The 24,373-nt window shown below is 67.9% G+C and carries 25 protein-coding genes; 16 read left to right on the top strand and 9 right to left on the bottom strand.

The window, feature by feature from the left end:
* Positions 1-139 precede the first annotated feature (139 nt).
* From BKG60_RS21720 to BKG60_RS21735, 4 genes are all read left to right on the top strand, one after another.
* Complete coding sequence (locus BKG60_RS21720; RefSeq protein ID WP_070185633.1) at positions 140-706, top strand: TetR/AcrR family transcriptional regulator; 567 nt, start codon at positions 140-142, stop codon at positions 704-706.
* Positions 707-828: 122 nt separating this feature from the next.
* Positions 829-1,485, top strand: coding sequence for a biliverdin-producing heme oxygenase (locus tag BKG60_RS21725; RefSeq protein ID WP_070943962.1), 657 nt, complete (start codon positions 829-831; stop codon positions 1,483-1,485).
* Between the two features lie 229 nt (positions 1,486-1,714).
* A complete protein-coding gene (locus BKG60_RS21730; RefSeq protein WP_070943963.1) occupies positions 1,715-3,280 on the top strand; it encodes a PPE family protein in 1,566 nt (521 codons plus the stop codon).
* Positions 3,281-3,315: 35 nt separating this feature from the next.
* Entirely contained in the window at positions 3,316-4,143 is an 828-nt protein-coding gene (locus BKG60_RS21735) for a hypothetical protein (protein ID WP_075909960.1), read from the top strand.
* Here the strand turns inward: BKG60_RS21735 and BKG60_RS21740 are convergent.
* Positions 4,140-5,198 carry a 3-deoxy-7-phosphoheptulonate synthase gene (locus tag BKG60_RS21740; RefSeq protein ID WP_075909961.1) on the bottom strand — a complete coding sequence of 353 codons (1,059 nt, stop codon included), beginning with the start codon at positions 5,196-5,198 and terminating at the stop codon, positions 4,140-4,142. The genes BKG60_RS21735 and BKG60_RS21740 overlap by 4 nt on opposite strands.
* A gap of 267 nt (positions 5,199-5,465) precedes the next feature.
* Between BKG60_RS21740 and BKG60_RS21745 the strand changes: the two genes are divergently transcribed.
* Entirely contained in the window at positions 5,466-6,413 is a 948-nt protein-coding gene (locus BKG60_RS21745; protein WP_070185638.1) for a LysR family transcriptional regulator, read from the top strand.
* 63 nt (positions 6,414-6,476) lie between these two features.
* On the opposite strand, the gene BKG60_RS21750 is transcribed toward BKG60_RS21745, so the two are convergent.
* Positions 6,477-7,613, bottom strand: a complete 1,137-nt coding sequence (locus tag BKG60_RS21750; RefSeq protein ID WP_075909962.1) for a TDT family transporter — start codon at positions 7,611-7,613, stop codon at positions 6,477-6,479.
* A gap of 76 nt (positions 7,614-7,689) precedes the next feature.
* Entirely contained in the window at positions 7,690-8,850 is a 1,161-nt protein-coding gene (locus BKG60_RS21755; protein WP_070185651.1) for a CynX/NimT family MFS transporter, read from the bottom strand.
* 153 nt (positions 8,851-9,003) lie between these two features.
* Between BKG60_RS21755 and BKG60_RS21760 the strand changes: the two genes are divergently transcribed.
* Complete coding sequence (locus BKG60_RS21760; RefSeq protein WP_075909963.1) at positions 9,004-9,666, top strand: FadR/GntR family transcriptional regulator; 663 nt, start codon at positions 9,004-9,006, stop codon at positions 9,664-9,666.
* Between the two features lie 12 nt (positions 9,667-9,678).
* Here BKG60_RS21760 and BKG60_RS21765 read toward each other — a convergent pair whose 3' ends face one another.
* A complete protein-coding gene (locus tag BKG60_RS21765; protein WP_070185652.1) occupies positions 9,679-11,022 on the bottom strand; it encodes a sensor histidine kinase in 1,344 nt (447 codons plus the stop codon).
* Positions 11,023-11,189: 167 nt separating this feature from the next.
* Between BKG60_RS21765 and BKG60_RS21770 the strand changes: the two genes are divergently transcribed.
* The 4 genes from BKG60_RS21770 to BKG60_RS21785 are packed head-to-tail and all read left to right on the top strand — an operon-like array spanning position 11,190 to position 13,532.
* Positions 11,190-11,936, top strand: a complete 747-nt coding sequence (locus BKG60_RS21770) for a Clp protease N-terminal domain-containing protein (RefSeq protein WP_075909964.1) — start codon at positions 11,190-11,192, stop codon at positions 11,934-11,936.
* 39 nt (positions 11,937-11,975) lie between these two features.
* Positions 11,976-12,401, top strand: a complete 426-nt coding sequence (locus tag BKG60_RS21775) for a PPOX class F420-dependent oxidoreductase (RefSeq protein ID WP_075909965.1) — start codon at positions 11,976-11,978, stop codon at positions 12,399-12,401.
* A 45-nt stretch (positions 12,402-12,446) separates the two neighbouring features.
* Positions 12,447-12,980 carry a hypothetical protein gene (locus tag BKG60_RS21780; protein WP_075909966.1) on the top strand — a complete coding sequence of 178 codons (534 nt, stop codon included), beginning with the start codon at positions 12,447-12,449 and terminating at the stop codon, positions 12,978-12,980.
* A gap of 30 nt (positions 12,981-13,010) precedes the next feature.
* On the top strand, positions 13,011-13,532 hold the full coding sequence (locus tag BKG60_RS21785; protein ID WP_075909967.1) for a GNAT family N-acetyltransferase: 522 nt from the start codon (positions 13,011-13,013) through the stop codon (positions 13,530-13,532).
* Here the strand turns inward: BKG60_RS21785 and zapE are convergent.
* Positions 13,529-14,578 (bottom strand): cell division protein ZapE, encoded by a 1,050-nt coding sequence (gene zapE / locus BKG60_RS21790; RefSeq protein ID WP_075909968.1) that lies wholly within the window; start codon positions 14,576-14,578, stop codon positions 13,529-13,531. The genes BKG60_RS21785 and zapE overlap by 4 nt on opposite strands.
* A gap of 34 nt (positions 14,579-14,612) precedes the next feature.
* On the opposite strand from zapE, the gene BKG60_RS21795 reads away from it, so the two are divergent.
* The 3 genes from BKG60_RS21795 to aftC are packed head-to-tail and all read left to right on the top strand — an operon-like array spanning position 14,613 to position 18,350.
* Complete coding sequence (locus tag BKG60_RS21795; RefSeq protein WP_075909969.1) at positions 14,613-15,383, top strand: pyrimidine reductase family protein; 771 nt, start codon at positions 14,613-14,615, stop codon at positions 15,381-15,383.
* Between the two features lie 60 nt (positions 15,384-15,443).
* Positions 15,444-17,024, top strand: a complete 1,581-nt coding sequence (locus BKG60_RS21800; protein WP_070185647.1) for an alpha/beta hydrolase — start codon at positions 15,444-15,446, stop codon at positions 17,022-17,024.
* Positions 17,025-17,057: 33 nt separating this feature from the next.
* Entirely contained in the window at positions 17,058-18,350 is a 1,293-nt protein-coding gene (gene aftC / locus BKG60_RS21805) for an arabinofuranan 3-O-arabinosyltransferase (RefSeq protein WP_075909970.1), read from the top strand.
* Here aftC and BKG60_RS21810 read toward each other — a convergent pair.
* Positions 18,342-18,914, bottom strand: a complete 573-nt coding sequence (locus BKG60_RS21810; RefSeq protein WP_070944159.1) for a class I SAM-dependent methyltransferase — start codon at positions 18,912-18,914, stop codon at positions 18,342-18,344. The two genes, aftC and BKG60_RS21810, sit on opposite strands and share 9 nt — an antisense overlap.
* A gap of 89 nt (positions 18,915-19,003) precedes the next feature.
* Between BKG60_RS21810 and BKG60_RS21815 the strand changes: the two genes are divergently transcribed.
* A complete protein-coding gene (locus BKG60_RS21815; RefSeq protein WP_075909971.1) occupies positions 19,004-19,750 on the top strand; it encodes a helix-turn-helix transcriptional regulator in 747 nt (248 codons plus the stop codon).
* A gap of 57 nt (positions 19,751-19,807) precedes the next feature.
* A complete protein-coding gene (gene msrB / locus BKG60_RS21820; RefSeq protein ID WP_070185650.1) occupies positions 19,808-20,224 on the top strand; it encodes a peptide-methionine (R)-S-oxide reductase MsrB in 417 nt (138 codons plus the stop codon).
* A gap of 342 nt (positions 20,225-20,566) precedes the next feature.
* Here msrB and hemQ read toward each other — a convergent pair whose 3' ends face one another.
* From hemQ to hemE, 3 genes are read right to left on the bottom strand one after another with little or no spacing between them, the layout of a single operon-like run.
* Positions 20,567-21,262 (bottom strand): hydrogen peroxide-dependent heme synthase, encoded by a 696-nt coding sequence (gene hemQ, locus BKG60_RS21825; protein WP_070187005.1) that lies wholly within the window; start codon positions 21,260-21,262, stop codon positions 20,567-20,569.
* A gap of 4 nt (positions 21,263-21,266) precedes the next feature.
* Positions 21,267-22,622 carry a protoporphyrinogen oxidase gene (locus BKG60_RS21830; protein ID WP_070943977.1) on the bottom strand — a complete coding sequence of 452 codons (1,356 nt, stop codon included), beginning with the start codon at positions 22,620-22,622 and terminating at the stop codon, positions 21,267-21,269.
* On the bottom strand, positions 22,619-23,680 hold the full coding sequence (gene hemE, locus BKG60_RS21835) for a uroporphyrinogen decarboxylase (protein WP_070943978.1): 1,062 nt from the start codon (positions 23,678-23,680) through the stop codon (positions 22,619-22,621). Before hemE ends, BKG60_RS21830 begins: the two co-directional genes overlap by 4 nt.
* A 111-nt stretch (positions 23,681-23,791) precedes the next feature.
* Here hemE and BKG60_RS21840 point away from each other — a divergent pair, with 111 nt between their 5' ends.
* Positions 23,792-24,373, top strand: coding sequence for a DUF3000 domain-containing protein (locus tag BKG60_RS21840; protein ID WP_070943979.1), 582 nt, complete (start codon positions 23,792-23,794; stop codon positions 24,371-24,373).

Below are 24,373 nucleotides of genomic sequence, written 5' to 3' on the forward strand. Positions count from 1 at the left end.
CCCCGGGAAAGCCCGCACCACCTGGCGAAACAGGACAATCCACCCACGCCTACACCCGAAAACTACTCCCCAGCAACACAACTCGACATCAGACCAAGCCCACGCCCATTTCCACGCAAAATCCGGGTTAGAGTCGAGCGTGCCCAGGATCAGTGCCTCATCGGTCGGAGAACACCGCGAGCTGGTCCAACAGCGCATCTTCGAGGCGTTCGCGACGCTCATGGCCGAGCACAGTTTCGACGCGATCACGATGGCCAAGCTCGCGGCCGAGGCCGGCATCGGCCGGACCGCGATCTATCACCATTTCCCGGACAAGGAATCCGTGGTGATCGCCTTCGCCTCCCACGAGACCACCCGCTACCTCGACGGGCTGCGCGCCGCCTTGTCCGAGGTCGACGATCCGGTCGGACGTCTCGGGGTGTACATCCGCCATCAGCTGGAGGCCGGACAGGAATTCCACATGGGTATGGGCATGCAGCTCTACGGCGCATTGTCGACCGAAACCATGCTGGCCATCCGCGACCACGTGGTGGCGGTCGAGGACGTGCTGCGCGAGATCCTGGCCCAGGGGGTCGCCGCCGGACAGTTCGTCGTCGACGACGAGCCCGCCACCATGTCGCTGATTCACGCTTGCTTGGCGCCGCGGCACCTTCCGGTCCAGGCAATCGAACGGTTCGTCCTGCGCGCGCTCGGCGCGACGCGCTAGCCGCGTGCGTCTCCGAAAACCGTAGGCCCCCGCAACCGCCGGTCCCGTGTTAGGTTTCCGACAGGTTGTCAGGATGATGCTGACAAGCTGTCAAAGTTGATCCCTACCAAGTGGAGCCGAGTATGCCGCCGAGTGCCGTCGCAACCGAGTCCGTCCGATCGCTGTCCGCGGCGATGCGTCAGGACTCGACCGACCAGCACGACGCCGCCGAGCAGTCGCCGTTCATCACCGAGCTGCTGAGCGGCCGGGTCAACGAACAGGGCTACGTGGACTATCTGCTGCGGTTGCGGGCGATTTATGACGCCTTGGAGTCCGCTGTCCGGGAACACCGCGCCGACCCGCTGGTCAGCGCCGTGTACGACCCGGCACTCGAGCGGCTCGACGCCATCGACGCCGACCTGGCCCATTGGGCACCCGGCGCGGATCGTGACGTCGACTCACCCGCGGTACGTGCGTATTGCGATCGGTTCGCCGATTCCCCTTGGGGCGGCGTGCTCGTGGCCCATCACTACACGCGCTACCTCGGTGACCTTTCCGGCGGTCAGGCCATCGGCCGCATTCTGGGCCGCTCGTTCGGCCTCGACGCCGAAGGCCTTGCGTTCTACGACTTTCCGATGCGGCCCAAGCCGTACAAGGACGCCTACCGGGCCCGCCTCGACGGACTCGGCCTCGACAGGGACGACATTGATCGCGTGGTCGGCGAGGTGAAGCTGGCCTTCGGGCTCAACCAGCGCATGTTCGACGAACTCGCCGAGAAGCTGCCCGCCTACCGTCGCTGAGCTCAGCCCATTACCGACGATCCCCAAGACATAGGAACTTCATACCCCAAATAAGTTGAAGTTAGCTTATGCTAACCATACTTAGCTACCGGGGGGCGAAGCGATCGAAAGGAGACACCGGGCCGCCTGCACGCACCGCACCCGGGACAACACCGATGACCATCTGCGCCCCCACCCCCATCGCAGCAAACAGCACCGCCACCCTTCGCAGCTTCCGGCGAGGTGCGCGATGACCGCCCCGGTCTGGATGGCCGTGCCGCCCGAAGTCCACTCGGCACTTCTCAGCAGCGGGCCCGGCGCCGGACCGCTGCTGGCCGCCGCCGGCGCGTGGAGCTCCTTGAGCACCGAATACTCTGCGGCAGCAACAGAATTGACGACCCTGATGGGCACCGTGCAGGCCGGCGCCTGGGAGGGTCCCAGCGCCGAGCGGTACACCACGGCACACCTCCCCTATCTGGCCTGGCTGACGGAGACGAGCGCGAGCACCGCCGGGGTGGCCGCGCAGATCGAGACCGCCGCCGCCTCCTACACCGCCGCGCTCGCGGCCATGCCGACGCTCGCCGAGCTGGCCGCCAACCGTGCGACCCTCGGGGTGTTGGTGGCGACCAACTTCTTCGGGATCAACACCGTCCCGATCGCCGTCAACGAGGCCGACTACGTGCGCATGTGGGTCCAGGCCGCCACCACGATGACGACCTACCAGGCGGCCACCGAAGTGGCGGTGGCGACCACCCCGCCCTCCACGGCGGCACCGATGCTGATGGCGCCGGGCATCGGGGAGCTGGGGTCGGGATCGGCCATGGTCATGCAGGCCGCCACCCAGGCTCGCGCCGCCGAGTCGGGTGACGCCCTCACGTTCAGCAATCCGATCAAAGACTGGATCGAGGCAAACGACCCGATCGGGAACTGGCTGGCCGGGCAGTCCGAGCACTTTTACGGGATGTACGACCAGCTCAGGGAATTCATCCTCGAACCATGGCGGATTCCTCAGGTCCTCGCCGAGATCATTGCCGATCCGTCCCTGTTGTTCACTACCTACATCAACGTGTTCTTCCTCGGCGCGTACACGGCGGTGTTCGCCGTACTCGGCACTCCGCTGTATGCCGCGGCGGTCGCCGCGGCCTCACCTGCGATGCTGGGCATGCTCGGGCTGGTCGGGCTGGCACAGGCCTACGACATTCCCATCGACGCCCCCGGCCCCGAGACGGTCTCCCAACCGGCCGAGCACCCCGCGATCGCCGCACTCCCGGGCCCGTCCGCGCCGTCGGTGACCGCGGGTACGGCGGCGCCGGCCCCGAGCGCAGCGCCGGTCACCCCGGCGCCCTCCCCTGCACCGATGGCCACCGGCGCCGAAACCAGCATGTACGCAGTCCCCGGCGCTGGCCCCGGGTTCGGTTTCGGCCCGACCATGCGGCACAGCGCGACCGCGCAGGCGTCGGACTCGGTCGGGGCATCGTCGGCGGCCGCCGCGACAGCGGCCGCGATCAACAAGCGACGGGCGCAGGCGCGCAAGCGTCGCGGCGGGACAGCCAAAGATCGCGGCTACCGCTACGAGTTCATGACCGCAGACGGTGACACCACCACGGCACCGCCTGAGCAAACCGCCACCCGTGCTTCCGGCAGCGGCGCCGGCAACCTCGGATTCACCGGCACCGCAGTGAAATCCGCCGTTGCCGGTCCGGCCGGGCTGACCACGCTCGCCGATGACACGTTCGGCAGCGGTACCACCACCCCGATGATGCCCGGAAGCTGGCAGCGCGACGCGGACGACCTGCCCGAAGGCTCGGACACGTAGCCGATACTGGTGACTCCGAGTGAAGGGAGCACCTCATGACCGGCGATACCACCGTCCAGCCGGACAGCTGGGAAGGTTCGCTCCCCCACTTCTCGACCGTGGAGAAGCACAGCCGCATCACTGTGCCGGCCTCCCAGCCATCGGAAACGCTGCGATTCTTCGCCGTGCTGACGTTCATCCTGTGGGTGCCGATCGCCGTCGCGGCCGCCTTCTGGTTTCGCAGCCTGCACAGCCACGACCAGCCGAGCCACGGCCCGTCACCATGGTTGGGCATCGCCGCGATCATCGGATCGTTTCTGCCGGCCATCCTGGCGAGCATCGTTGCCGACGAGGCCCGCGACACGTTCGGGCAACGCAGGACCGGCAACTGGATCGCCCTGATACCTACCTTGGCCGGTGTCGCGGTCGGATTGCTCGGCGCCGCCCTGTGGTTCAGGGATTTCAGCGGCGGGGTCGTCGCCCTGGCCAGCGTGGCCTGTTCGGCCGGCGCGGCGACCGCCACCCTCGCGGCGTGGCGGGGTGTGCGATACATCCGGCGGCGCCAACACCGGCTGGCGACCCTGCGCAGTCATGGTGTTCGCTCACCGGGCGTGTTGAGCAACGTGGAATTCCTGAAACGCTGGACCGCGGACGACCCGCAATTCACCGTGACAGTCGCATTCGAGGGGCCGGCCGGGCGCCGGGTGGTGACCGCCAACATGGTTGCCGATCACGCCCGGGTTCCACTGGCGGGGTCCCACGTCGTCGTGTTCAGTGCGCCTAACGACGCCGATGACGATGTCCTCATCGAACTCGACCCCGCCAACCCGCCCAAGTTCGACCGCGATCCCGGTGGCCGGTACCGCAAGCCGAGCGGGACCTAACCTTCGCGCTTTGCCAGCTCCCGCAACACCAGATCCGTTGCGTCCCAATCCATGCACTTGTCGGTGACCGACTGGCCGTAGGTCAGCGGACGGGCCTCTGGCGACTGGGCACCGGCGATCAGGAAGCTCTCCAGCATCACCCCGCTGATCGGCAACCCGTCCCGAACCAACTGGGCGACCTCGGCTGCCACCGATGCCTGACGGATGTGATCCTTGCCGGAATTGGCATGGCTGCAATCGATCACGACACGGCCTGGCAGCCCGGCAGCGGTCAGCTTGGCGGCGGCATCGGCCACCGCGTCGGGGCCGTAGTTCGGTCCGCCGGTGCCGCCACGCAGGATCACATGGCAGTCCTCGTTGCCCGCCGTGCTGACCAGCGCGCCCCGGCCCATATCATCCATACCGAAGAAAACATGCTGAGCTGCAGCAGCTTTCACGCCGTCGACGGCGACCTGGATGTTGCCGTCGGTGCCGTTCTTGAACCCGACCGGCATCGACAGGCCCGACGCCAACTGGCGGTGCACCTGCGACTCGGTGGTGCGAGCACCGATCGCACCCCAGGCGACGGCGTCGGCGATGTACTGCGGGCTGGTCGGCTCCAGGAACTCGCACCCGACCGGCAGCCCGATGTCGATGATGTCGAGCAGCAGTTGGCGGGCCACCCGCAGGCCACGCGCGACGTCGTAGGTGCCGTCCATGCCCGGGTCGTTGATCAGACCCTTCCAGCCGATGGTGGTGCGCGGCTTTTCGAAGTACACCCGCATCACGATCTTGAGCTGGTCTTTGAGCTCGTCGGCCACCTTGACCAACCGGCTGGCGTACTCCAGCGCGGCGGCGGGATCGTGCACCGAACACGGACCGACGACCACCAGCAGCCGGTCGTCCCGGCCGGCCAGGATGTCGGCGATCTGGTCGCGGTCGCGGGCCACCCGCTCGGCACGGCGCTCCCCGAGCGGGAACTCGGACAGCACGTCGTGCGGGCTGGGAATCGCGCTGAAACTGCGGACCCGTCGGTCCGATGTGGCGGGGGCGTTGGCGATCTGCGCCAAATTCATTTTCAGGTGCCTTCCTGGTGGTGGGCACCTGTCAGAGGTCCGGCGCCCTGTAACGACGAAAGGCAGCGACCGATGGTCACTGCCTGGGCTCCGGGTGGATGCGTGCTTAGTGCTGCGCTTTATCGGCTCCGCCCGGAGCCTTGATAAAGCGCCAATAGCTGGCACACACACCGATAGTCACGTCGGCCAGGCTACACCACGGCCGCCCGCGGTCCATAACCGGGCGTTCACAAGCGTGGTTTGTGACCACGACCTACGATCCTGAACATGCCGCTGAGCGCACGGATGCCCGAGCTGGCAGCGTTCGAAGTGCTGCTGTCGATCGCGCGCACCGGCAGCCTCGGCGCCGCCGGCCGGGAACTGGGCCTCACCCAGCAAGCGGTATCGGCCCGCCTGGCCTCCATCGAAGCCCAAACCGGGGTGCGGCTGGTGCAGCGCAGTCCCCGTGGCTCGCGGCTGACCGCGGCCGGGGCGGTCGTCGCCGAGTGGGCCGATCAATTGCTCGATGTCGCCGGACGCGTGGACGCCGGATTGGCCGCGATGCGCAACGAAAGCCACAGCCGGATCACCGTCGCGGCCAGCCTGACGATCGCCGAGCAACTCATGCCACGGTGGTTGGTGTCGCTGCAGGCCGACGCGGCACGCCGAGGCGTCGCCGCACCGCAAGTCATCCTCACCGCGACCAACAGCGATCAGGTGATCGCCGCGGTGCGTGACGGGTCCGCCGACCTCGGGTTCATCGAATCCCCTGGAGCCCCAGCCGGTTTACGCAGCCGGGTGATCGCCCATGACGAACTGGTGACCGTGGTGCCGCCGGAGCACAAGTGGGCACGCCGGTCGGCACCGGTGGACCCCGGCGAACTCAACGCGACCGCGCTGGTGTCCCGCGAACCCGGTTCGGGCACACGGGAAGCCCTCAGCTCCGCGCTGCGGTCCACGCTGGGCCCCTCGAGCCGGCAAGCCGATCCGGTGATCGAACTGTCCTCTGCGGCTGCCATGCGCGCCGCGGTGCTGGCCGGTGCCGGACCGGCCGTGATGAGCAGACTGGCCGTCGACGACGACCTCACCCTCGGCCGGTTGTGCGCGGTGCCCGTCACCGGGCTGGACCTGTGCCGGGAACTGCGGGCGATCTGGTCGGGAGGCCGCACCCCACCGGCGGGGGCGGTGCGCGAGCTGCTCAGTCACATCGGGTCCCATCAACACCGCCGAGAGTGACGCAAAGGTCGTTCCCGCGAAGGATCTACGACCCCTGCGTCGCACTCGGCGCCACCTTGTGCGTCAGCCGCGCAGCAGCCGACCGGACCGCACACCGCGCACCGTGTTGGTGGCCACCGTCGCCCACGCACCGAGCAACAACACGTACAACGCGACCGCAAGCCAGGAGATGGCCACCGCACCGGTGGCCGCACCCAACGCCGACGCACCCGTCACGCAGGTACCCACCGGGAAGGTAAAGCTCCACCAGGTCAGGCTGAAAGACAACCCGCGCCGTGCCGCGTGCACGGTCAGTGCCGTCGCGAGGCAGAACACGAACGCTCCGAAACCACCCATCACCAGGCCGTACACGATCCCGAAAGCGTGCAGGGCCGACACCGTGGCTGGATCGGTCAGTACCGAGCCGGCATGGGCGGCCAGCAGATTGGCCGCGGTGATCGACTGGCCGACGACACCCAGCACGATCCACACCGTGGGGACCGCCTGCACCTGGCTGAAGCCACCGTGCATGAGCCGCGAGTACACCATGGTCGTGGTGATCAGTCCGGCCAGCAGGCTCAGGCCGAACATGGCATAGCAGGCCACCAACAAGGTCATCCCGGCTTGCCCGGGGCCCAGGTGTGACACAAGCAGCGCGCCGGTCGAGGCGGAGACCATCGGTGAAACCACGGGCATCATCCAGGCCGGGACCGCCTCCACGTCGGCGTGATCCTCCCGGGTGATCATCGCGAACGGAAGCCACAGGGCCACAACCAGTCCCAACACCGTTCCGGCAGTCCACAGCACCACGTCCAGCGCCACCGCCGCAGCCTGGCCGACGATCGCAGGGCCGAGCAGCAGCGCCCCCGCTCCCACCGTGAGCAGCGCCATCGCCGGAGCGCCATAGAACTGCCCGACCACCTGATGCGCGGCATAGGCTTTCGCCTGGTCACGATGCCGGATCCAGTGCGCGGCGAACGCCGCGGTCAGCACCACCAACAGCGTGCCGGCCAGAATCCAAACCACCGTGGCGAATTCGTGAAGGCCCGGCAGGTGCAGCGGCAGGGTGACCGCGGCCGTGGCCACGATGCCGGTGCCCATGACCGAGGCGAACCAGTTCGGCGTGATGTGCCCGAAGGCCGAACCCGCACTGTTCAATTCGGCAAGAAGAGCGGTGTGGAACGGCCTTGCCGCCGTATAGGGCGCGGTACACGTGGTCACCTCACCAATGGTGGTGGCCTGCTCCGATCACCGGTAGGCGCCACAATGTTGTGGCGTCACAATGCGGGCTTGTGACTCAGACGTAGCGGTTACGGCCGGCGAGCGCACCTGCCACCATCTGCACCAGGTAGACCGCCAGCACCATCACGAACGGCGCGGTCCATCCGGCGGTCATGTCATGCAGCAACCCGAACGTGAACGGGCCCACGCCGGCCAGCAGGTAGCCGAAGCCCTGCGCCATCCCCGACAGCCTGGCGGTGTCCTCGGCGTTGCGCGCGCGGAGCGCGATCACCGTGAGCGCCAACGAGAAAACGCTCATACCGATGCCGATGAAGAAGCTCCACAGCAGCGGCACCGCGCCAGGATTGACGAGCAGACCGATCATGCCGACCATCCCGATCACGCCGAGGCCGACGATCCACCCACTCTGGTTCTTCTGCTTGGCCGCCAGCGGCGGCACGATCAGGCTGATCGGCACCGCGAGGATGGACACCAGCCCCAGCAGCAGCCCGGCGTCGGTCTTGCTGACGCCGTTGTCGATGAACACTTCGGGTAGCCAGCCCATCACGACATAGGCCAGGAACGACTGGCAGCCGAAGAACAAGGTGATGGTCCAGGCCAGCGGACTGCGCAGCAGGGACCGTGCCGAACCACCCGAGGCAGCCTGCTGGGCGCGGGCCCGGCTGATGCCCCGAGCACCCACCAACCAGAACAGCAGCGCGACGACGGCCACCAGCGCCCAGGAGCCCAGCGCACCGCGCCAGCCGCCGAGCAGAGGCTCCAGCGGCGGGGTGACCGCGGATCCCAGCGCGCCGCCGCCCTGCAGGGCGGCCGTGTAAACACCGGTCATCAGACCGATCTGGGCGGGAAACGAACCCTTGATCACCACCGGGATGAGCACATTGACCAGCGCGATGCCGCCCGTGGCCACCAGCGTCCCGCCGATCACCACGTAGGGGCCGTCGAGCACGCGGACGACCAGGCCGATGCTGAGGATCACCAGGGCGATCGAGATCGCCCGGCCCAGCCCGACGCGGCGGGCCAACCAGGGCGCGGTCAGGCCCGCGGCGGCGAAACACAGCCCGGGCAGCGTGGTCAGCACGCCGGCCCAGACGGCCGAGGCGCCGAGCGATTCACGCATCTCGCCGAGGACCGGTCCGATGCTGGTGATCGCGGGGCGCAGGTTCAGCGCGGTCAGGATCACCGCGACGACCAGGAGCGCTCCGCCTGCCGCCATTGCACCGGGACGAACCTCTACCGCACCGTCCAGCTCGAGCTCCAGATCGTGCTCGTAGCTGTTCGTGGATTCGTTGCGCAGGGTCCTACTCACCCGGCTATGATGCCATACATCCTATGATTGGATGAAAGGCCGAGAAAGGAAGGGCCAAAAGTGCCTCTGGCCACAACGCGGCGCACGGGCCTGGTCGACCAGGTCATCGAGCAGTTGCGCACCTTGGTCACCTCGGGCGAATGGCCGGTGGACAGCCGGATTCCCACCGAGCCCGAACTGGTCGAGGCGCTCGGAGTCGGGCGCAACACGGTGCGGGAAGCCATTCGGGCGCTGGCACACAACGGCATTTTCGAAGTCCGCCAGGGCGACGGCACCTACGTGCGGGCCACCAGCGAGGTGTCGGCAGCGCTGCGCCGGCTGTGCGGATCCGAGCTGCGCGATGTGCTACAGGTCCGGCGCTGCCTCGAGGTGGAGGGTGCCCGGCTGGCCGCGACCGCCCGCACCGAAGAAGACCTTGCCGAACTCCGCGCTCACCTGGCACACACCGACACCACCGATCACGCGCAGTTCACCCAGTCCGACACGGAGTTCCACCTGGCAGTGGTGCGTGCATCGCACAACCCGGTGCTGATCGAGATCTACCGCGGGCTACTCGAGGCGATCACGGCCAGCGTCGCGACCGCCAGCGCCGCCCCGGGCGGGATGTTCCCGCACGACGAGCTGGTCGAGGCGATCGCCGCCGGAGATGTGGAGCGCGCCGGACGCGAGGCCGCGGGCTTCCTCGACGAGCTCCTGGCGCGGACACCGATTCAGGACTGCTGAGCCGCCGTCAGGTCAGAACGGCGCATCCTCCACCCGGGCCGGCCTGAGCGGCAGCCGCAACAACAGCCGTGCGCCGCCCAGTGGACTCTCCAGCAAAGCCGCTGTGCCGCCGTGCAATTCGGCCTGCTGAGCCACCAGGGCCAAGCCCAGCCCAGATCCCGAACGCGATGCGGTGGTGCCGCGGGCGAACCGCTCGAACACCTCGGCGCGCTCGGCCTCGGGCACTCCGGAACCGTTGTCATCGACCACGATCTGCACGTCATCGGCCGAACTGACCGCACTGAGCCGGATCTCGGTGGCCCCACCGTGTTTGACGGCATTGGCGATGGCGTTGTCGATCACCAGACGCAGGCCCGCGGGCATGCCGAGCATCAGCACCGTCGGCGAGGGCATCAAGGTGGCCCGCAAGCCCGGGTAGGTGCGCAGCGCATCGTGGGCCGCGCGGTCGAGCAGTTCGGTGACATCCATCGGCACGAAGTCCTCGACGGTGGTCAACTCACCCTGAGCCAACCGCTCCAGTGCGGTCAGGGTGCCCTCGATGCGGCTCTGGGTACGCAGCACATCGCCGATCACCTCTTGACGCTGCTCGGCGGTCATGTCCAGGGTGGACAGCACCTCCAGGTTCGTACGCATCGCCGTCAGGGGGGTGCGCAGCTCGTGGGAAGCGACAGCGGCGAAGTCGCGGGCCGATTCCAGCGCGGCCTTGGTGCGCTCCTGCTCATTGCCGATGCGCGCGAGCATGCCCTCGACCGCCTCGGCGATCTGCACGGCCTCCCGTACACCGCGCACCTGCACCTCATCGGGTTTGGACTGGGCGTTGATGGCACGTGCCTGCTGCGCGAGCAGGCGGAACGGCGTGATCATCACCAGCGAGATCATCCAACCCACCACGATGGTGCTGCCGATGACGCCGCCACAGATCAGCAACACCCGCAGGTGCAGCTCGTCGATCCGGCGCTGCGTCTCGGCCAGCGGTGCACCGAGTGCGATGCTGGCCGGCCCGGCAGTGAACGTCCGCACCCGGTACTCGACCCCGTCGATCGTGGTGTTGGCATAGCCGTTTTCCAGTCTCGGCAAGACGATGTCACTGGGGACCGAGACGCTGACGCCACCGATGTGCGCGGTGCGGACCAAGCCACCGTCGTCATGCGTGGAGTTGTCCGCCGCACCTTGCTTCGTCGCACTGAGCAGCGTGCTCACGTCGCCGAGGCTGCTCAGCGAATCCAGGCGCCGGTCGAGCTGGCTGTACTGGTCATTGGTGACGCCGATCCACACCCAGGTTCCCAGCGTGATCACGGTGACCACCACCGACAGCGCACCGACGATGACGATCGTGCGCAGCGACAGCACCCGCATCACCGGCCGCAGCACGGGCCGCAACAGGTTGAGCACGCGCTCTTCAAGATTCACCGGCGCTATCTTGCCCGATCCGCGAGGGCGGGTCCCCGGGCACCGCGCCACCCGCCACTCGCCGCCGTCAACTTGTGGTTGACGCCTCCGCATCGTCAACCTAGGGTTGACGCATGGTCCAAAACGTCACCCTCACCAACCCCGTCCGCCTCGACGACCTCATCAGCGCAATCAAGAAGGCCCATACCGAACCCCTCGAGCAGTTGATCGACGCGATGATCGCCGCCGATGCCCTCGGCGACATCGCCGACCACCTCATCGGACATTTCGTCGACCAAGCGCGGCGCTCGGGCGCCTCCTGGACCGACATCGGCCAGGCAATGGGTGTCACCAAGCAAGCCGCCCAGAAACGCTTCGTCCCCAAGGTCCCCGATTTCGACCCCGCCGCGCTCGACCCGAGTGCCGGATTCGGCCGGTTCACCCCAAGGGCCAGAAACGTCGTCGTCGCCGCGCAGAACACCGCCCACGCGGCAGGCAATGCCGAAATCGCCCCCGAGCACCTACTGCTGGCCCTGTTCGCCGAACCCGACGGGATTGCCGCCAAACTCCTTGTGAGTCAAGGCATCACCGAAGAAGCCGCTCGTGCTGCCATCACCCTTCCGCCACCGGCAGGCGAGGTTCCGGCACTGATCCCGTTCAACGGCGGCGCCAAGAAAGCGCTGGAACTGACCTTCCGGCAGGCACTTCGGCTCGGCCACAACTACATCGGCACCGAACACATCCTGCTCGCCCTGGCCGAGGCCGAGGACTCCGACGGGCCACTGCACCGCCTCGGTGCCGACCCGCAGCGGTTCGAGACCGAACTGGCCGAAGCACTGGCACCGTTCATGACGAAGGCCGCGGACACCGAAGCGGAATGAGCCGGGAATGAAAGCGGTCACCCATCCGTAGAACCAACCGTGATACTCAACGACGCCGCACGCGAACTGATCGGTGCAGGGGCCGACGCCACGCTCGTCACGCTGAACCCGGACGGCAGCCCACAGGTCACCCTGGTCTGGGTGGCGTTGCAGTCCACTCCCGACGGTGACGAGCTCGTCACGGCACACCTGTCCGAACACAAGAAGGTCCGCAATGTCCGCCGCGATCCCCGTGTCGCGGTGACGATCCTCGACCCGGGCCGGGTGGGCGAGGTGATGCGCCCCTATCTGGCGATCACCGGTACCGCCCGCATCATCGAAGGCGGCGCACCGGAACTCCTCAAGGACCTGGCGCAAACCCTGGCCGCTCCCGACGTTCCGTTCCCGCCGAAGGATGCGCCGCCGGGGTGGCTCACCCGCATCCGGATCGACAAGGTCGGCGGCGTCGGGCCGTGGGTGTCCTGACCCAACCGGCTGTAACACGTTTCAGTCTGTGCGATCATGCCTGGCATGCCTCGCTGGTTTGCGCTCATGTTCACGGCCATGGTGGTGTCGGTTACCGCCTTCGTGGCTCCGCCGGCGGCCTCGGCCGAAGCCACCCCGATCGGCAACATCGGCGAGACGCTGCGGGTCGAGACCGACAACGGCATCGTCGCCGACGTCACCGTGCACGACGTGCTCGCCAGCGACGTTCCGCCCGGCTGGGGCTGGAACGGTTCGCCCCGCTGGCGCGCCCAGGGCGGTCCGTGGCGGGCCCCGATCACGGTGACCACCGTCGCTGCGCCCAACCCGTACGCGATGGCACTGGCGTTCACCTTCAACGGCGTCACCCCTTACGCCGACGCGTACGAGCCCAAGCACACCGATGCGCCCAACCGGCTCGAAGCAGCTCTGCGCAACGCGCCCCCGGGCGCCACCGTCAACGGCGACGTCTACTGGGACGTCTACCGCGCACTGGTCACCAACGTGGTGTTGACCGACACCAAGTCGGGAAAGCACCTGGCGCAATGGAATCTGTGGCAGCCGGGCGCTCCCCTGCCGTGATCACCGACGAGCGGGCGCCTACGGAGAGCCATGCAGGTAGCGCCCGCCACGGCAGCTGATCTTCCGGAACTCGCCGCGGTCGCGGCCGCCACATTTCCCTTGGCTTGTCCCCCGTCGGTGACCCCGGAAAACGTCGCCGCATTCATCGCCGAAAACCTGTCCGAGGAACGCTTCGGCGAGTACCTCACCGATCCGAACCGGATCGTGCTGGTGGCGCGGGAGGACTCGATCACGGGATACGCCATGCTGATCCACGGTGTGCCCGACGACGATGATGTCCAGCGGGCGGTGACCCTGCGGCCCGCACTGGAACTGTCGAAGATCTACGTGCTGCCCGGCCGGCACGGCGAAGGTGTGGCCCAGGCATTGATGTCGGCGGCCCTGGACGCCGGGACCGAATCCGGGGCCGGCTGCATGTGGCTGGGGGTCAACCAGCACAACCACCGCGCCCAGCGCTTCTACACCAAGAACGGCTTCACCATCAGCGGCACCAAGACCTTCCGGCTCGGCACCCGCACCGAGGACGACTACGTGATGACCCGGCCGGTCTAAACGGTCCTTTGCGCCGCGGCGGTCAAGGCCAGCAGCCGCGAGGTGGCCCTCAGGTACTTCTTCCGGAACCCACCGGCCACCATCTCCGGACTGAAAATGGTGTCCAACTTGGCCCCTGACGCCAGCACCGGAACACCCGCGTCGTACAGCCGGTCGGTCAACGCCACGAGCCGCAGTGCCACACTCTGATCCTCGATCGGATGCGCCCCGGTGATGAACACCTCGGTCACCCCTTCGATCAACGCGTGATAGCGCGACGGGTGCATGGTGGCCAGATGCGCGCACAACGCATCGAAGTCGTCCAGCGTCGCGCCGTCGACACCCTCGGCCCGCTGTGCCACCTCCTCATCGGAGAGCGGCTCGGGCGCCGGCGGCAGATCGCGATGCCGATAGTCGGGGCCCTCGATGCGGACCGTGGTGAAAATCTGGGCCAGCGTGTTGATCTCGCGCAGGAAGTCCTGCGCGGCGAACCGGCCCTCACCCAACTGTTCGGGCAGGGTGTTCGAGGTGGCCGCGATCGACACCCCACGCTCCACCAACGCCGAGAGCAACCGCGAGATCAATGTCGTGTTACCCGGGTCGTCCAGCTCGAACTCGTCGATGCAGACAACGACATACTCGGAGAGCAGGTCGATGCACTCGTTGTAGCCGAACACCCCGGCCAATTGGGTCAGCTCGCCGAACGTGGCGAACGCCGCCGGGTATCCCGCGGCCGCCTCGTCCTTGGAAAGTGTGTAATAGGTCGAGGCCAACAGGTGGGTCTTGCCGACGCCGAACCCACCGTCCAGGTACAGCCCGACCCCCGGCAGCACCTCGCGCTTGCCGAACAGCTTCTTCTTGCCGGCCCGCCTCAGCGCTGCCTGCTCACAGAAATCGCGGCACGACTGAACCGCGGCGGCCTGAGACGGTTCGGACGGGTCCGGGCGATAGCTGTCATAGCTGACGTCGGCGAACGTCGGCGGCGGAACCAACTGTGCGACCAGCCGCTCGGGCGTGACGGAGGGATGACGATCGGCGAGATGAGCGACGCCGCTGGACCCGTGCATGGAGGCAGCGTAACGACGTGCTCCAATTCAGTTCATGTCCGATGACACCGCCGGAACAGAACTGACCGTGCTGGGAAATGTCGACAAAATCACCGACGGCCGGCTGGCCGATTACTACGCCTATCCCGATGACCTGCAGAGATGCTGGGTTCGCGGCAACATGATCAGCAGTCTGGACGGCGGCGCCACCGAGGACGGCAAGTCCGGCGGACTGGGCGGTCCGGGTGACCGGGCTGTGTTCAATCTCATGCGCCACACCGCCGACGTCATCCTGATGGGCGCTGCCACCGTACGGATCGAGAACTATTCGGGCGTCCAGCTGACGGTCGCACAACGTCAGGAGCGGCAACGTCGCGGCCAGGCTGAGGTGCCGCCGATCGCCGTCGTCACCGCGTCGGCCGACCTCGAGCCTGACGCCAAGTTCTTCACCCGCACCGAGGTGGCACCACTGATCCTCACCGCCACCAAGACCGTCGGCGAGGCACGGCACCGGCTGGGAACCGTCGCCGAGGTACTCGACGCCTCCGGTGCCGATCCAACCCGAGTGGACCCGGCGGTGGCACTGCGAATCCTCGCCGAACGCAAACTCTTCCGGGTGTTGACCGAGGGCGGTCCCCAACTACTGAGCCTGCTGATCGAGCAGGACCTGCTCGACGAGTTGTGCCTGACAGTGGCTCCGATCCTGGTCGGCGGCGTGGCACGGCGCATCGCCACCGGCCCGGGCCAGGCACACACCCGGATGCGGCCGTCACACCTGCTCACCGACGACGACGGCTACCTGTACACCCGCTACGTCCGCGGGTAGATGCGCCGACGAGCGCTGGCGCGAGGAGCATCGGCACTGTCTGTCGCTACTGTGGTCGGCATGCGTCATCAGCTGGTGAAAGCCCTGAGAAGGTCCGCGGTCGCCGCGCCCGTTCTGTCACTGGGAGTGCTCACCGCTTGCGCACCGCTGTTCGCCGCAGATCCGCGGTATGCCACCGATTCCGGCGCTCACCCGCAGGGACAACCCGTGAGCACGTCGGCGGCCCCACCCGGTCCGCCCGGCATCGAAGCCCCCAAGAACGACCTGTCCTGGCGCGACTGCACGCCTCGGGTGTTCAGCGGCGCCGGCGTGCAACCGCCCACCGGCGTCACGCTGGACTGCGCGACCTACGACGCCGATCTCGACCCGATCAGCGGGGCCACCGGCACGGTCAGCATCGGCGTCGTGCGGGCCCGCTCGACGCAGACCCCGCCCGACGCCGGCCCGCTGGTGATGACCACCGGGACCGACATCCCCACCTCGGTGCAGCTGCCGACCTGGCTGGCGCGCTCGGGAACCGACATCCTCAAGACCCATCCCATCGTCGCCGTGGACCGGCGCGGCATCGGCATGTCCGACGCACTCGATTGCCGCGACGTCTACGACCGCCAGGAAATGCTGGACCAGACCCAGTTTCAGGCCGGCGACGATCCGGTGGCCAATCTGCGCGAAGTCACCATGACCGCCACCACCAGTTGCACTGACACCATTGCCCCGGGCGACTCGGCTTACGACAACGCGCATGCCGCCGAAGACCTGGAGCGGCTGCGCAGCACCTGGGACGTGCCCACCCTGGCCCTGCTGGGTGTCGGCAACGGCGCCCAGGTGGCCCTGGCCTACGCCGGTTCGCACCCCAACAAGGTGTCGCGACTGGTCCTGGACTCCCCGCTGCCGCTGGCGATCGGCGCCGAGGCGGCTGCCGAGCAGCGGGTCAAAGGCCAGCAGGCCGCACTGGACGCGTTCGCCGCGCAGTGCGTGGCCACCAACTGCCCACTGGCACCCGACCCCAAGGGTGCCGTCGACTCCCTGCTGGCCGATGCGCGCGCCGGCCGAGGGCCCGCCGGGGCCTCGGTGGCCACGCTGGCCGACGCCATCACCACCGGAATGGGCTTCCCCCAGGGCGACCGACTGGCCGCCACCAACAATTTGGCGACCGCACTGGCCGCGGCTCGCGCCGGTGACGCCGGCCCGATCTCGGGCTTGATCACCCAGGCCGAAAACCTGCGCCAGACCGACGGCCAGTTCGTCAACTCATGCAGCGACGCGCTGAACCGACCGACCCCCGACCGCGTTCGCGAACTCGTGGTCGCCTGGGGCAAGCTCTACCCGCAGTTCGGCGCGGTCGGCGCGCTGAACCTCGTCAAATGCCTCAACTGGCCCAGCAGCACGGCACCGAAAGACCCGAAGGACCTCAAGATTCCGGTGCTGCTGCTCGGCGTGCGCAATGACCCGATCGTCGGCAACGAGGGCGTTGCGGCTGTGGCCGCAACCGTCATCAACGCCGGCTCCAACAACCGTCGGGTGATGTGGCAAGGCGTCGGCCACGGGGCCAGCATCTACACCGCGTGCGCATTGCCCCCGCTGACCGGCTATCTCGACGGCGGCAACCTGCCCGAGACCGACACGTACTGTCCTGCCTGACGCCGGGCGCGATCGGCGTCGGTATAAGGTTCGCTGGTGGCCGAAGCAGAATCCCCGACCAATGCCGCCAGAGTCGGTCTTCTGAATATTTTCCGTCCCCGCACCTCTGCGCCGAGCACCGCCACGGTGCTGCGCTCGGTGCTGTGGCCGCTCGCGATCCTGTCGATCATCCACCGCAGCTACGTGCTGGCCACCAACGGCTACATCACCGACGACTTCGGTCCGGTGTACCGCGCGGTGTCCAACTTCCGGCGGCACTGGGCCATCTACAACGAGCATTTCAGCTACGTCGACCCGCACTATCTGTACCCGCCCGGCGGCACCTTGCTCCTGGCGCCGTTCGGCTTCCTGCCGGAGTTCGCCTCCCGGTTCTGGTTCGTGGCGATCAACGCCGTGGCCGTCATCATTGCGGCCGCCGTTCTGGTGCGGCTCTTCAAGTTCTCGCTCACCTCGGTTGCGCTCCCGGCCCTGCTGCTGGCCATGTTCTGCACCGAATCCGTCACCAACACACTGGTTTTCACCAACATCAACGGCTGCATTCTGCTGGGTGAGGTGCTGTTCTTCTGGTTCCTTCTCAAATCCGGCAGCCGCAACGAACTGCTGGCCGGGGCGGCGATCGGCCTGACGCTGGTGGTGAAACCGTCGCTGGCGCCCTTGCTCTTGTTGCCGTTGCTCAACCGTCAGGGGCGCACGATGATCACCGCGTTCGGGGTACCCCTGGTGTTCAACGCGGTGGCCTGGCCGCTGTCCGCGGATCCGATGGGCTTCGTGCGCAACACCGCGCCCTACATCCTGCAGACGCGGGACTACTTCAACTCCTCGATCCTGGGCAACGGCATCTACTACGGGTTGCCGATGTGGTTGATCATCGTGTTCCGGGTGGCGGCGGTGGTGCTGACGGTCATCAGCCTGTGGCTGCTGTACCGCTACTACCGCGAACGCGACCAATTGTTCTGGATGCTCACCTCGTCGGGTGTGCTGCTGATCGGTTCGTGGCTGGTGCTCGGACTCGCTCAGGGCTACTACTCGATGATGCTGTTCCCGTTCCTGATGACGGTGGTGCTACCGAACTCGGTGATACGCAACTGGCCGGCGTGGCTGGCGGTCTACGGGTTCATGACCATGGACCGCTGGCTGTTGTGGAGGTGGCCCACCACCGGCCGGTTCCTGGAATACATGAAGATCACCTACGGCTGGTCGCTCATGCTGGTCGTGGTGTTCTGTGTGCTGTATTTCCGCTATCTGGACGCCAAGCAGGACGGCCGGCTCGACGATGGCATCGACCCGCCGTGGCTGAGCCGGGCCAAAGAAGCCGAATCAGTCTGAGGTGAACTGCATGACCTGTCCCGCCAGCCGGGTCCGGGTCCGCATCGCCAGACCGTGCCGCGCACACACCTGATCGAGTTCGTCGGGATTCACCAGCCGAAACGGTGACCGGTCCAGCCGGTGGATCGCCGTCGCCATCGGGGTGCGGGTCAGGTCGTAACCGGTGAACACCCCGCCGGGCCGCAGCACCCGGGCGATCTCGGCGATCGCCTGCTCCCACTCGACGATGTGGTGCAGCATCAGGCAGCTGAGCACCGAATCGAACGAGTCGTCGGCGAACGGCAGGTCGGTGGCATCCGCGCCGCGCACGGTCACCTCCGGATAGGACTGCAGCCGCTGGGCCGCGGTGCGCACCATCGCCGGGTCGAAATCGGTCGCGGTGATGGCCAGCTCAGGATTGGCCCGCCGCAGGCGCGCCGCGATATCTCCACTGCCCGAACCGATTTCGAGAACATCACGACCCAGTCGATCCAGTGGAATGCTGCCGAACACCGCCTTGCCGGTCCCGCCGCGCCACAACGCGGTCTGGCAGAACGCACGCTCGATCTGTGACATTGCCGGCATCTGAGCTCCCTTGTCTTGGTGGACTTCCAGCATGGCCGATCCGTGACGGACGCAGCTTGTACAGATCGGCCGTATGAGAGATTGAGCGGGTGAGCGGTGATCGCGACGGGGCATGGTCGGGCGCGGTGGCGGTCGTCGCGGGCGCGCTCTGCTACACCGGCACATTGTCCGACGCGCGACCACACCACCACGTGGCCGCGCAGGTGGTGCGGGCCTTCGCGGGTACGTTCGAGCTGTCCGATGCGCGCGGACGCCGCGCCGTCACCTCGGCCGCTGTCATTCCATCCGGACGTGACCACGGCATCCGCATTCTCGAACCCACCTCCGGTGTACTGGCCTTCCTCGACCCGAGCGTGTTCAGCCGCACCGGACCCGTCACTGACGATGTGGCCGAGTGGGTGTCGGCCGGCCGCCACCTGCCCTGCTGGACAAGCCCGCTGCCTCCAGAACAACTACTCGACGAGCTGATGGCCGCACCGCCCGACGGGTATGCCCGGCCGACGGCGGACATCTGGCATCCCAGCGTGCTCGCCGCGGTCGAGCTGATCCCGCGCCTGCTTCCGGGCCAGGTCCGGCTCACCGACGTCGCACGACAGGTGGCACTGTCTCCGAGTCGGCTCGGCAGGTTGTTCAATGATCAAGTGGGACAGTCATTTCCGACGTACGTGCGCTGGGCACGGTTACGCTGCGCCGTCGAGGCGGTGCGGGATGGCGCGTCACTCACCGACGCGGCACATGCGGCCGGGTTCACCGACAGCGCACACGCCGATCGGGTGTGCCATGAGATGTTCGGCCTCTCACCGAGTGCGGCGAGCCGAGACCTGGTGTGGGCGTAACGGCGGTCTGCCCGGGATCGGTGGCGCTGACCACCGAGCAGAACGTAACTTGGGGATATGACAACCGACGGCCCCAAGCTGCAGCTCACCGACGACGAGTGGCGCGAGAAGCTGACCCCCGAGGAGTTCGCGGTGCTGCGCCGCGCGGGCACGGAGCGGCCCTTCACCGGCGAGTACACCGACACCAAGACCGAGGGTGTGTACGAGTGCCGGGCCTGCGGTGCCGAGTTGTTCCGCAGCACCGAGAAGTTCGAATCCCATTGCGGCTGGCCGTCCTTCTTCGACCCGGCCGATTCCGCTGCGGTGATTCTGCGATCGGACACGTCATTGGGGATGCACCGGGTCGAGGTGCTGTGCGCGAACTGCCACAGTCACCTGGGGCACGTGTTCGAAGGCGAGGGGTATCCCACCCCGACCGACCAGCGGTACTGCATCAACTCGATCTCACTGAAGCTGGTGCCCAAAACGGAGTGACGCCCCTGCAGCCGCTCCAACAGCGGGCCATCTTGGCCCAGCAGGTTGACCCCACCGCGCCCAAACCGATTGCAGGCCCATCCCATCAGGACACTGTCACGCCATCCGAGTGCCACGCATCCCAATGTCACGCATCCCAATGTCACGCTGGAGTGGCTGTCGCCGCCGAGTGCCACTCTGGCGTGACAAAACGCGGGGGCGGACGGCGAACCCGGCCCGTGATGTCAGGCTGGAGTGGCGCTCAGGCCTGAGCGCCACTCTGGCGTGACAAAGTGACGGCCAATCGCGGGCCCGGGCACGCGTGACAAAGCGCCTGCGAAAGCGACGGCAAAACGCGTGCGGCTACGGGAGTTTGGCGACCAGATCCTCGACACTGACCCGCGGGCCGGTGAAGAACGGCGTCTCCTCGCGGGTGTGTCTGCGGGCATCGGTGGCCCGCAGGTCGCGCATCAGATCGACGATGCGGTGCAGTTCGGGCGCTTCGAACGCCAGGATCCACTCGTAGTCGCCGAGGGCGAATGCCGGCACGGTGTTGGCCCGCACATCCTTGTAGCCCCGGGCGGCCATGCCGTGCTCGGACAACATGCGGCGACGCTCTTCGTCGGGCAGCAGATACCACTCGTAGGAACGCACGAACGGGTACACGCAGATGTAATTGCCCGGGTCCTCACCGGCGATGAACGCCGGGACATGGCTCTTGTTGAACTCGGCCGGCCGGTGCAATGCCACGCTGCTCCACACCGGGTCGCTGATCCGGCCCAGCGCGGTGGTGCGACGGAAGTCCGAGTAGGTGGCCTGCAGCGCCTCGATGTTGTCGGCGTGGGTCCAGACCATGAAGTCGGCGTCGGCCCGCAGGCCGGCGACGTCGTACAGGCCGCGCACGACCACACCACGCTCTTCCTGAGTCTTGAAGAACGCCGTCGCCTCATCGGTGACGTCGGCGCGGTCCTCGCCGAGTTCCCCGGGGCTCACCGCGAACACCGAAAACATCAGGTAGCGGATGGTGGAGTTCAGTTCGTCATAGTCGAGCTTGGCCATACGCCTATCGTGCCACGCGGCTGTACACCAGTTCCGCGGCCGCCCGGGTGGCGGTGCCCACACACGCCGGCACCCCGATCCCGTCCAGATAACCGCCGGCCACCGCGAGCGTCGGGGGCAGCCCCGCACGCAGTTCGGCGACCAGTTCGCCGTGCCCCGGACCGTACTGTGGCATCGCGTCGATCCAGCGGTGCACGTGGCTGTCCACCGGCTCCACGGTGACGCCGAACAGCGTGTTCAGATCGCGTGCCGACCAGGCCAGCAGGTCGTCATCGCCGGTGTTGGCGGCCATATCGTCGCCGTACCGGCCGAACGACAACCGCACCATTTCGACATTCCCGCGCCGGCCCCACTTGCGGGAGGACATGGTGATCGCCTTGGCGTTGAGGCGCTCCCCCGCGGTCACGAGCACGCCCGATTGCTGCGGCAACGGTGTCCCACCCGGCAGCGCCAGGGCCACCACCGCCGCCGAGGCCACCCGGATACGCCGGGCCGCCGCCGCGGTGCGCGGAGCGATGTGTTCGATCAGGGCAGGCAGGTGCGGGGCAGGGACCGCCAGCATCACCGCGTCGGCATACCAACTCGCGCCCTCGTCGTCGAGCACCGACCAGCCCTGTCCCCGCCGGTCCACCCGTACCGCGGCGACCTGCGCCCACCGCACGTCGGCGCGGCGACGCAGCTCCTCCAGCAGCACCGTGTAGCCACCGTCGACCGCACCGAACACCGGCGCGTCCGACGGTGGCGGCAACGCCTCGCGCACCGCCTCGGTGAGGCTTCGCGCCCCACGATCCAGGGCGGCTGCCAGCGATGGCACCGCCGAGCGCAGCCCGATCGTCGCCGAGGACCCCGCGTACACGCCGCTGAGCAACGGGTCCACCGACCGGGTCACCACCTGTGGGCCGAACCGGTCACCGACCACCTCGGCGACCGACGGATCAGCACCGGGGGTCCACCGCAGCGGCCGGGAGCGTTCGTCGTGGATCCGCGCCACGGTCTCGTCGTCGACCAAGCCGAGCAGCGACGACGCCTGGGCGGGAATGCCCTGCAAGGTGCCCTGCGGCAGCTGGTGCAGCCGGGCACCGCTGTAGATCAGGGGCCGGGCACCGGTGGGACTGAGTCGGCGGCCGGCCAGGCCGAGCTCGGTGAGCAGGTCCAGCATTTCGGGCCTGCGCACCACGAACGCCTCGGCGCCGACGTCGAACGGTTGCCCGCCGACCCGCTCGGTGCGCAGCACCCCGCCGAGCCGGTCAGCTGGGTCGAGCAGCGTGATGTGCGCCCGCGGGCCGGCCGCGAGCCGCAACCGGTACGCCGCGACGAGGCCTGAAATGCCGCCGCCGACAACGCAATAGCTGGCACTCACAGCGAGTGCACCAGCGTCACCGCCTCGGTGATGATGCCGGGATCGGTCGCCGGCAGCACACCGTGGCCCAGGTTGAAGACATGGCCGGCCGCCCCAGCCGCCACCGCGGCACGCCCGTCGTCGACCACGCGGCGCACCGCCGCCTCGGCCACCGGCCAGCCCGCCAGCAGCACCACCGGGTCGAGGTTGCCCTGCAGGGCGGTGCCTGCCTTGACCCGGGCCGCGGCGTCGACCAGCGAGGTCCGCCAGTCCACCCCGACCATCGTGGCCGGGGCAGTGCCCAGCGCCTCGGACATCGCCCCGAGCAGCTCTGCGGTACCGACTCCGAAATGTGTCATGGGCACTCCCGCGGCGGCCATCGTGGCGAACACCCGGGTGGTGTGCGGAAGCACGTAGGTGCGGTAGTCGGCCAACGACAGCGTTCCGGCCCAGGAGTCGAACACCTGCAGGGCGTCCACGCCGGCGTCCACCTGGGCCTGCAGGAACTCGATGGTCAGATCGGTCAGCGCACTCATCAGGGCGTGCCAGGTGGCCGGCTCCCCCAGCATCATGGCCTTGGTGCGCTCATGGTGCCGGCTGGGGCCACCCTCGACCAGGTAGGAGGCCAGCGTGAAAGGTGCGCCGGCGAAGCCGATCAGCGGCACGTCGCCCAGCTCCCGGACCAACATTTCGACAGCGTCGGTGACTGGTGAAACCTGTTCTGGCTCAAGCGGTTTCATACCCTCGACGTCGGCCACCGATCGGATCGGATGTTCGATGACGGGCCCCACGTCGGGGACGATGTCCAGACCGATCCCGGCGGCCTTGAGCGGCACCACGATGTCGGAGAACAGGATCGCGGCGTCGACGCCGTGCCTGCGCACCGGCTGCAGCGTGATCTCGCAGACCAGCTCGGGGTCGAAGCAGGCCTCCAACATGCGGTGCTGAGCCCGCAACGCGCGGTACTCCGGCAATGAGCGGCCGGCCTGCCGCATGAACCACACCGGCACACGGCGCGGGGTGCGGCCGCTCACGGCGGCAAGATACGGGGAATCGGGCAGCTCCCGGCGGGTATTCATCGGCTCCTATGGTGCCACGTGCCCGCGGGCGCAGACCGTTGCCGGTTCGTGACGCCACCACTACGGCGCGCCTGCGTCCTGTCCTGGCAGTATCCACTAGCGTCAAATGGCGTGACCTCTGCCGAACCGGCCCAGTTCCGGACGGCGGTGGCGGCGATGAATGCCACCACCGTGCGGCCGGAAATCGAGCTGGGTCCGATACGCCCGCCGCAGCGGCTGGCGCCCTACAGCTACGCGCTGGGCGCCGAGGTCCGGCACCCCGAGACCGCGATCATCCCGGAGCGCTCCGAGGGCGACGCGTTCGGGCGGCTGATCCTGCTGCACGACCCCGACGGAGCCGAGGCCTGGGACGGCACCATGCGCCTGGTCGCCTATATCCAGGCTGACCTGGACTCCAGCGAAGCCGTCGACCCGTTGCTGCCCGAGGTGGCCTGGAGCTGGCTCGTGGACGCCCTGGAATCACGTGCCGAGCACGTCACCGCGCTCGGCGGCACCGTCACGGCCACCACCTCGGTGCGCTACGGTGACATATCCGGCCCGCCGCGGGCCCACCAGCTCGAGCTTCGGGCTTCTTGGACCGCGACCGATCTGGAGTTGGGACCGCACGTGGAGGCGTTCTGCGAAGTGCTCGAGCACGCCGCAGGGTTGCCTCCGGCGGGCGTGACCGACCTGAGTTCCCGTACCCGCGCGTGA

This window comes from Mycobacterium syngnathidarum (assembly GCF_001942625.1).
GTDB classification, from domain to species: domain Bacteria; phylum Actinomycetota; class Actinomycetes; order Mycobacteriales; family Mycobacteriaceae; genus Mycobacterium; species Mycobacterium syngnathidarum.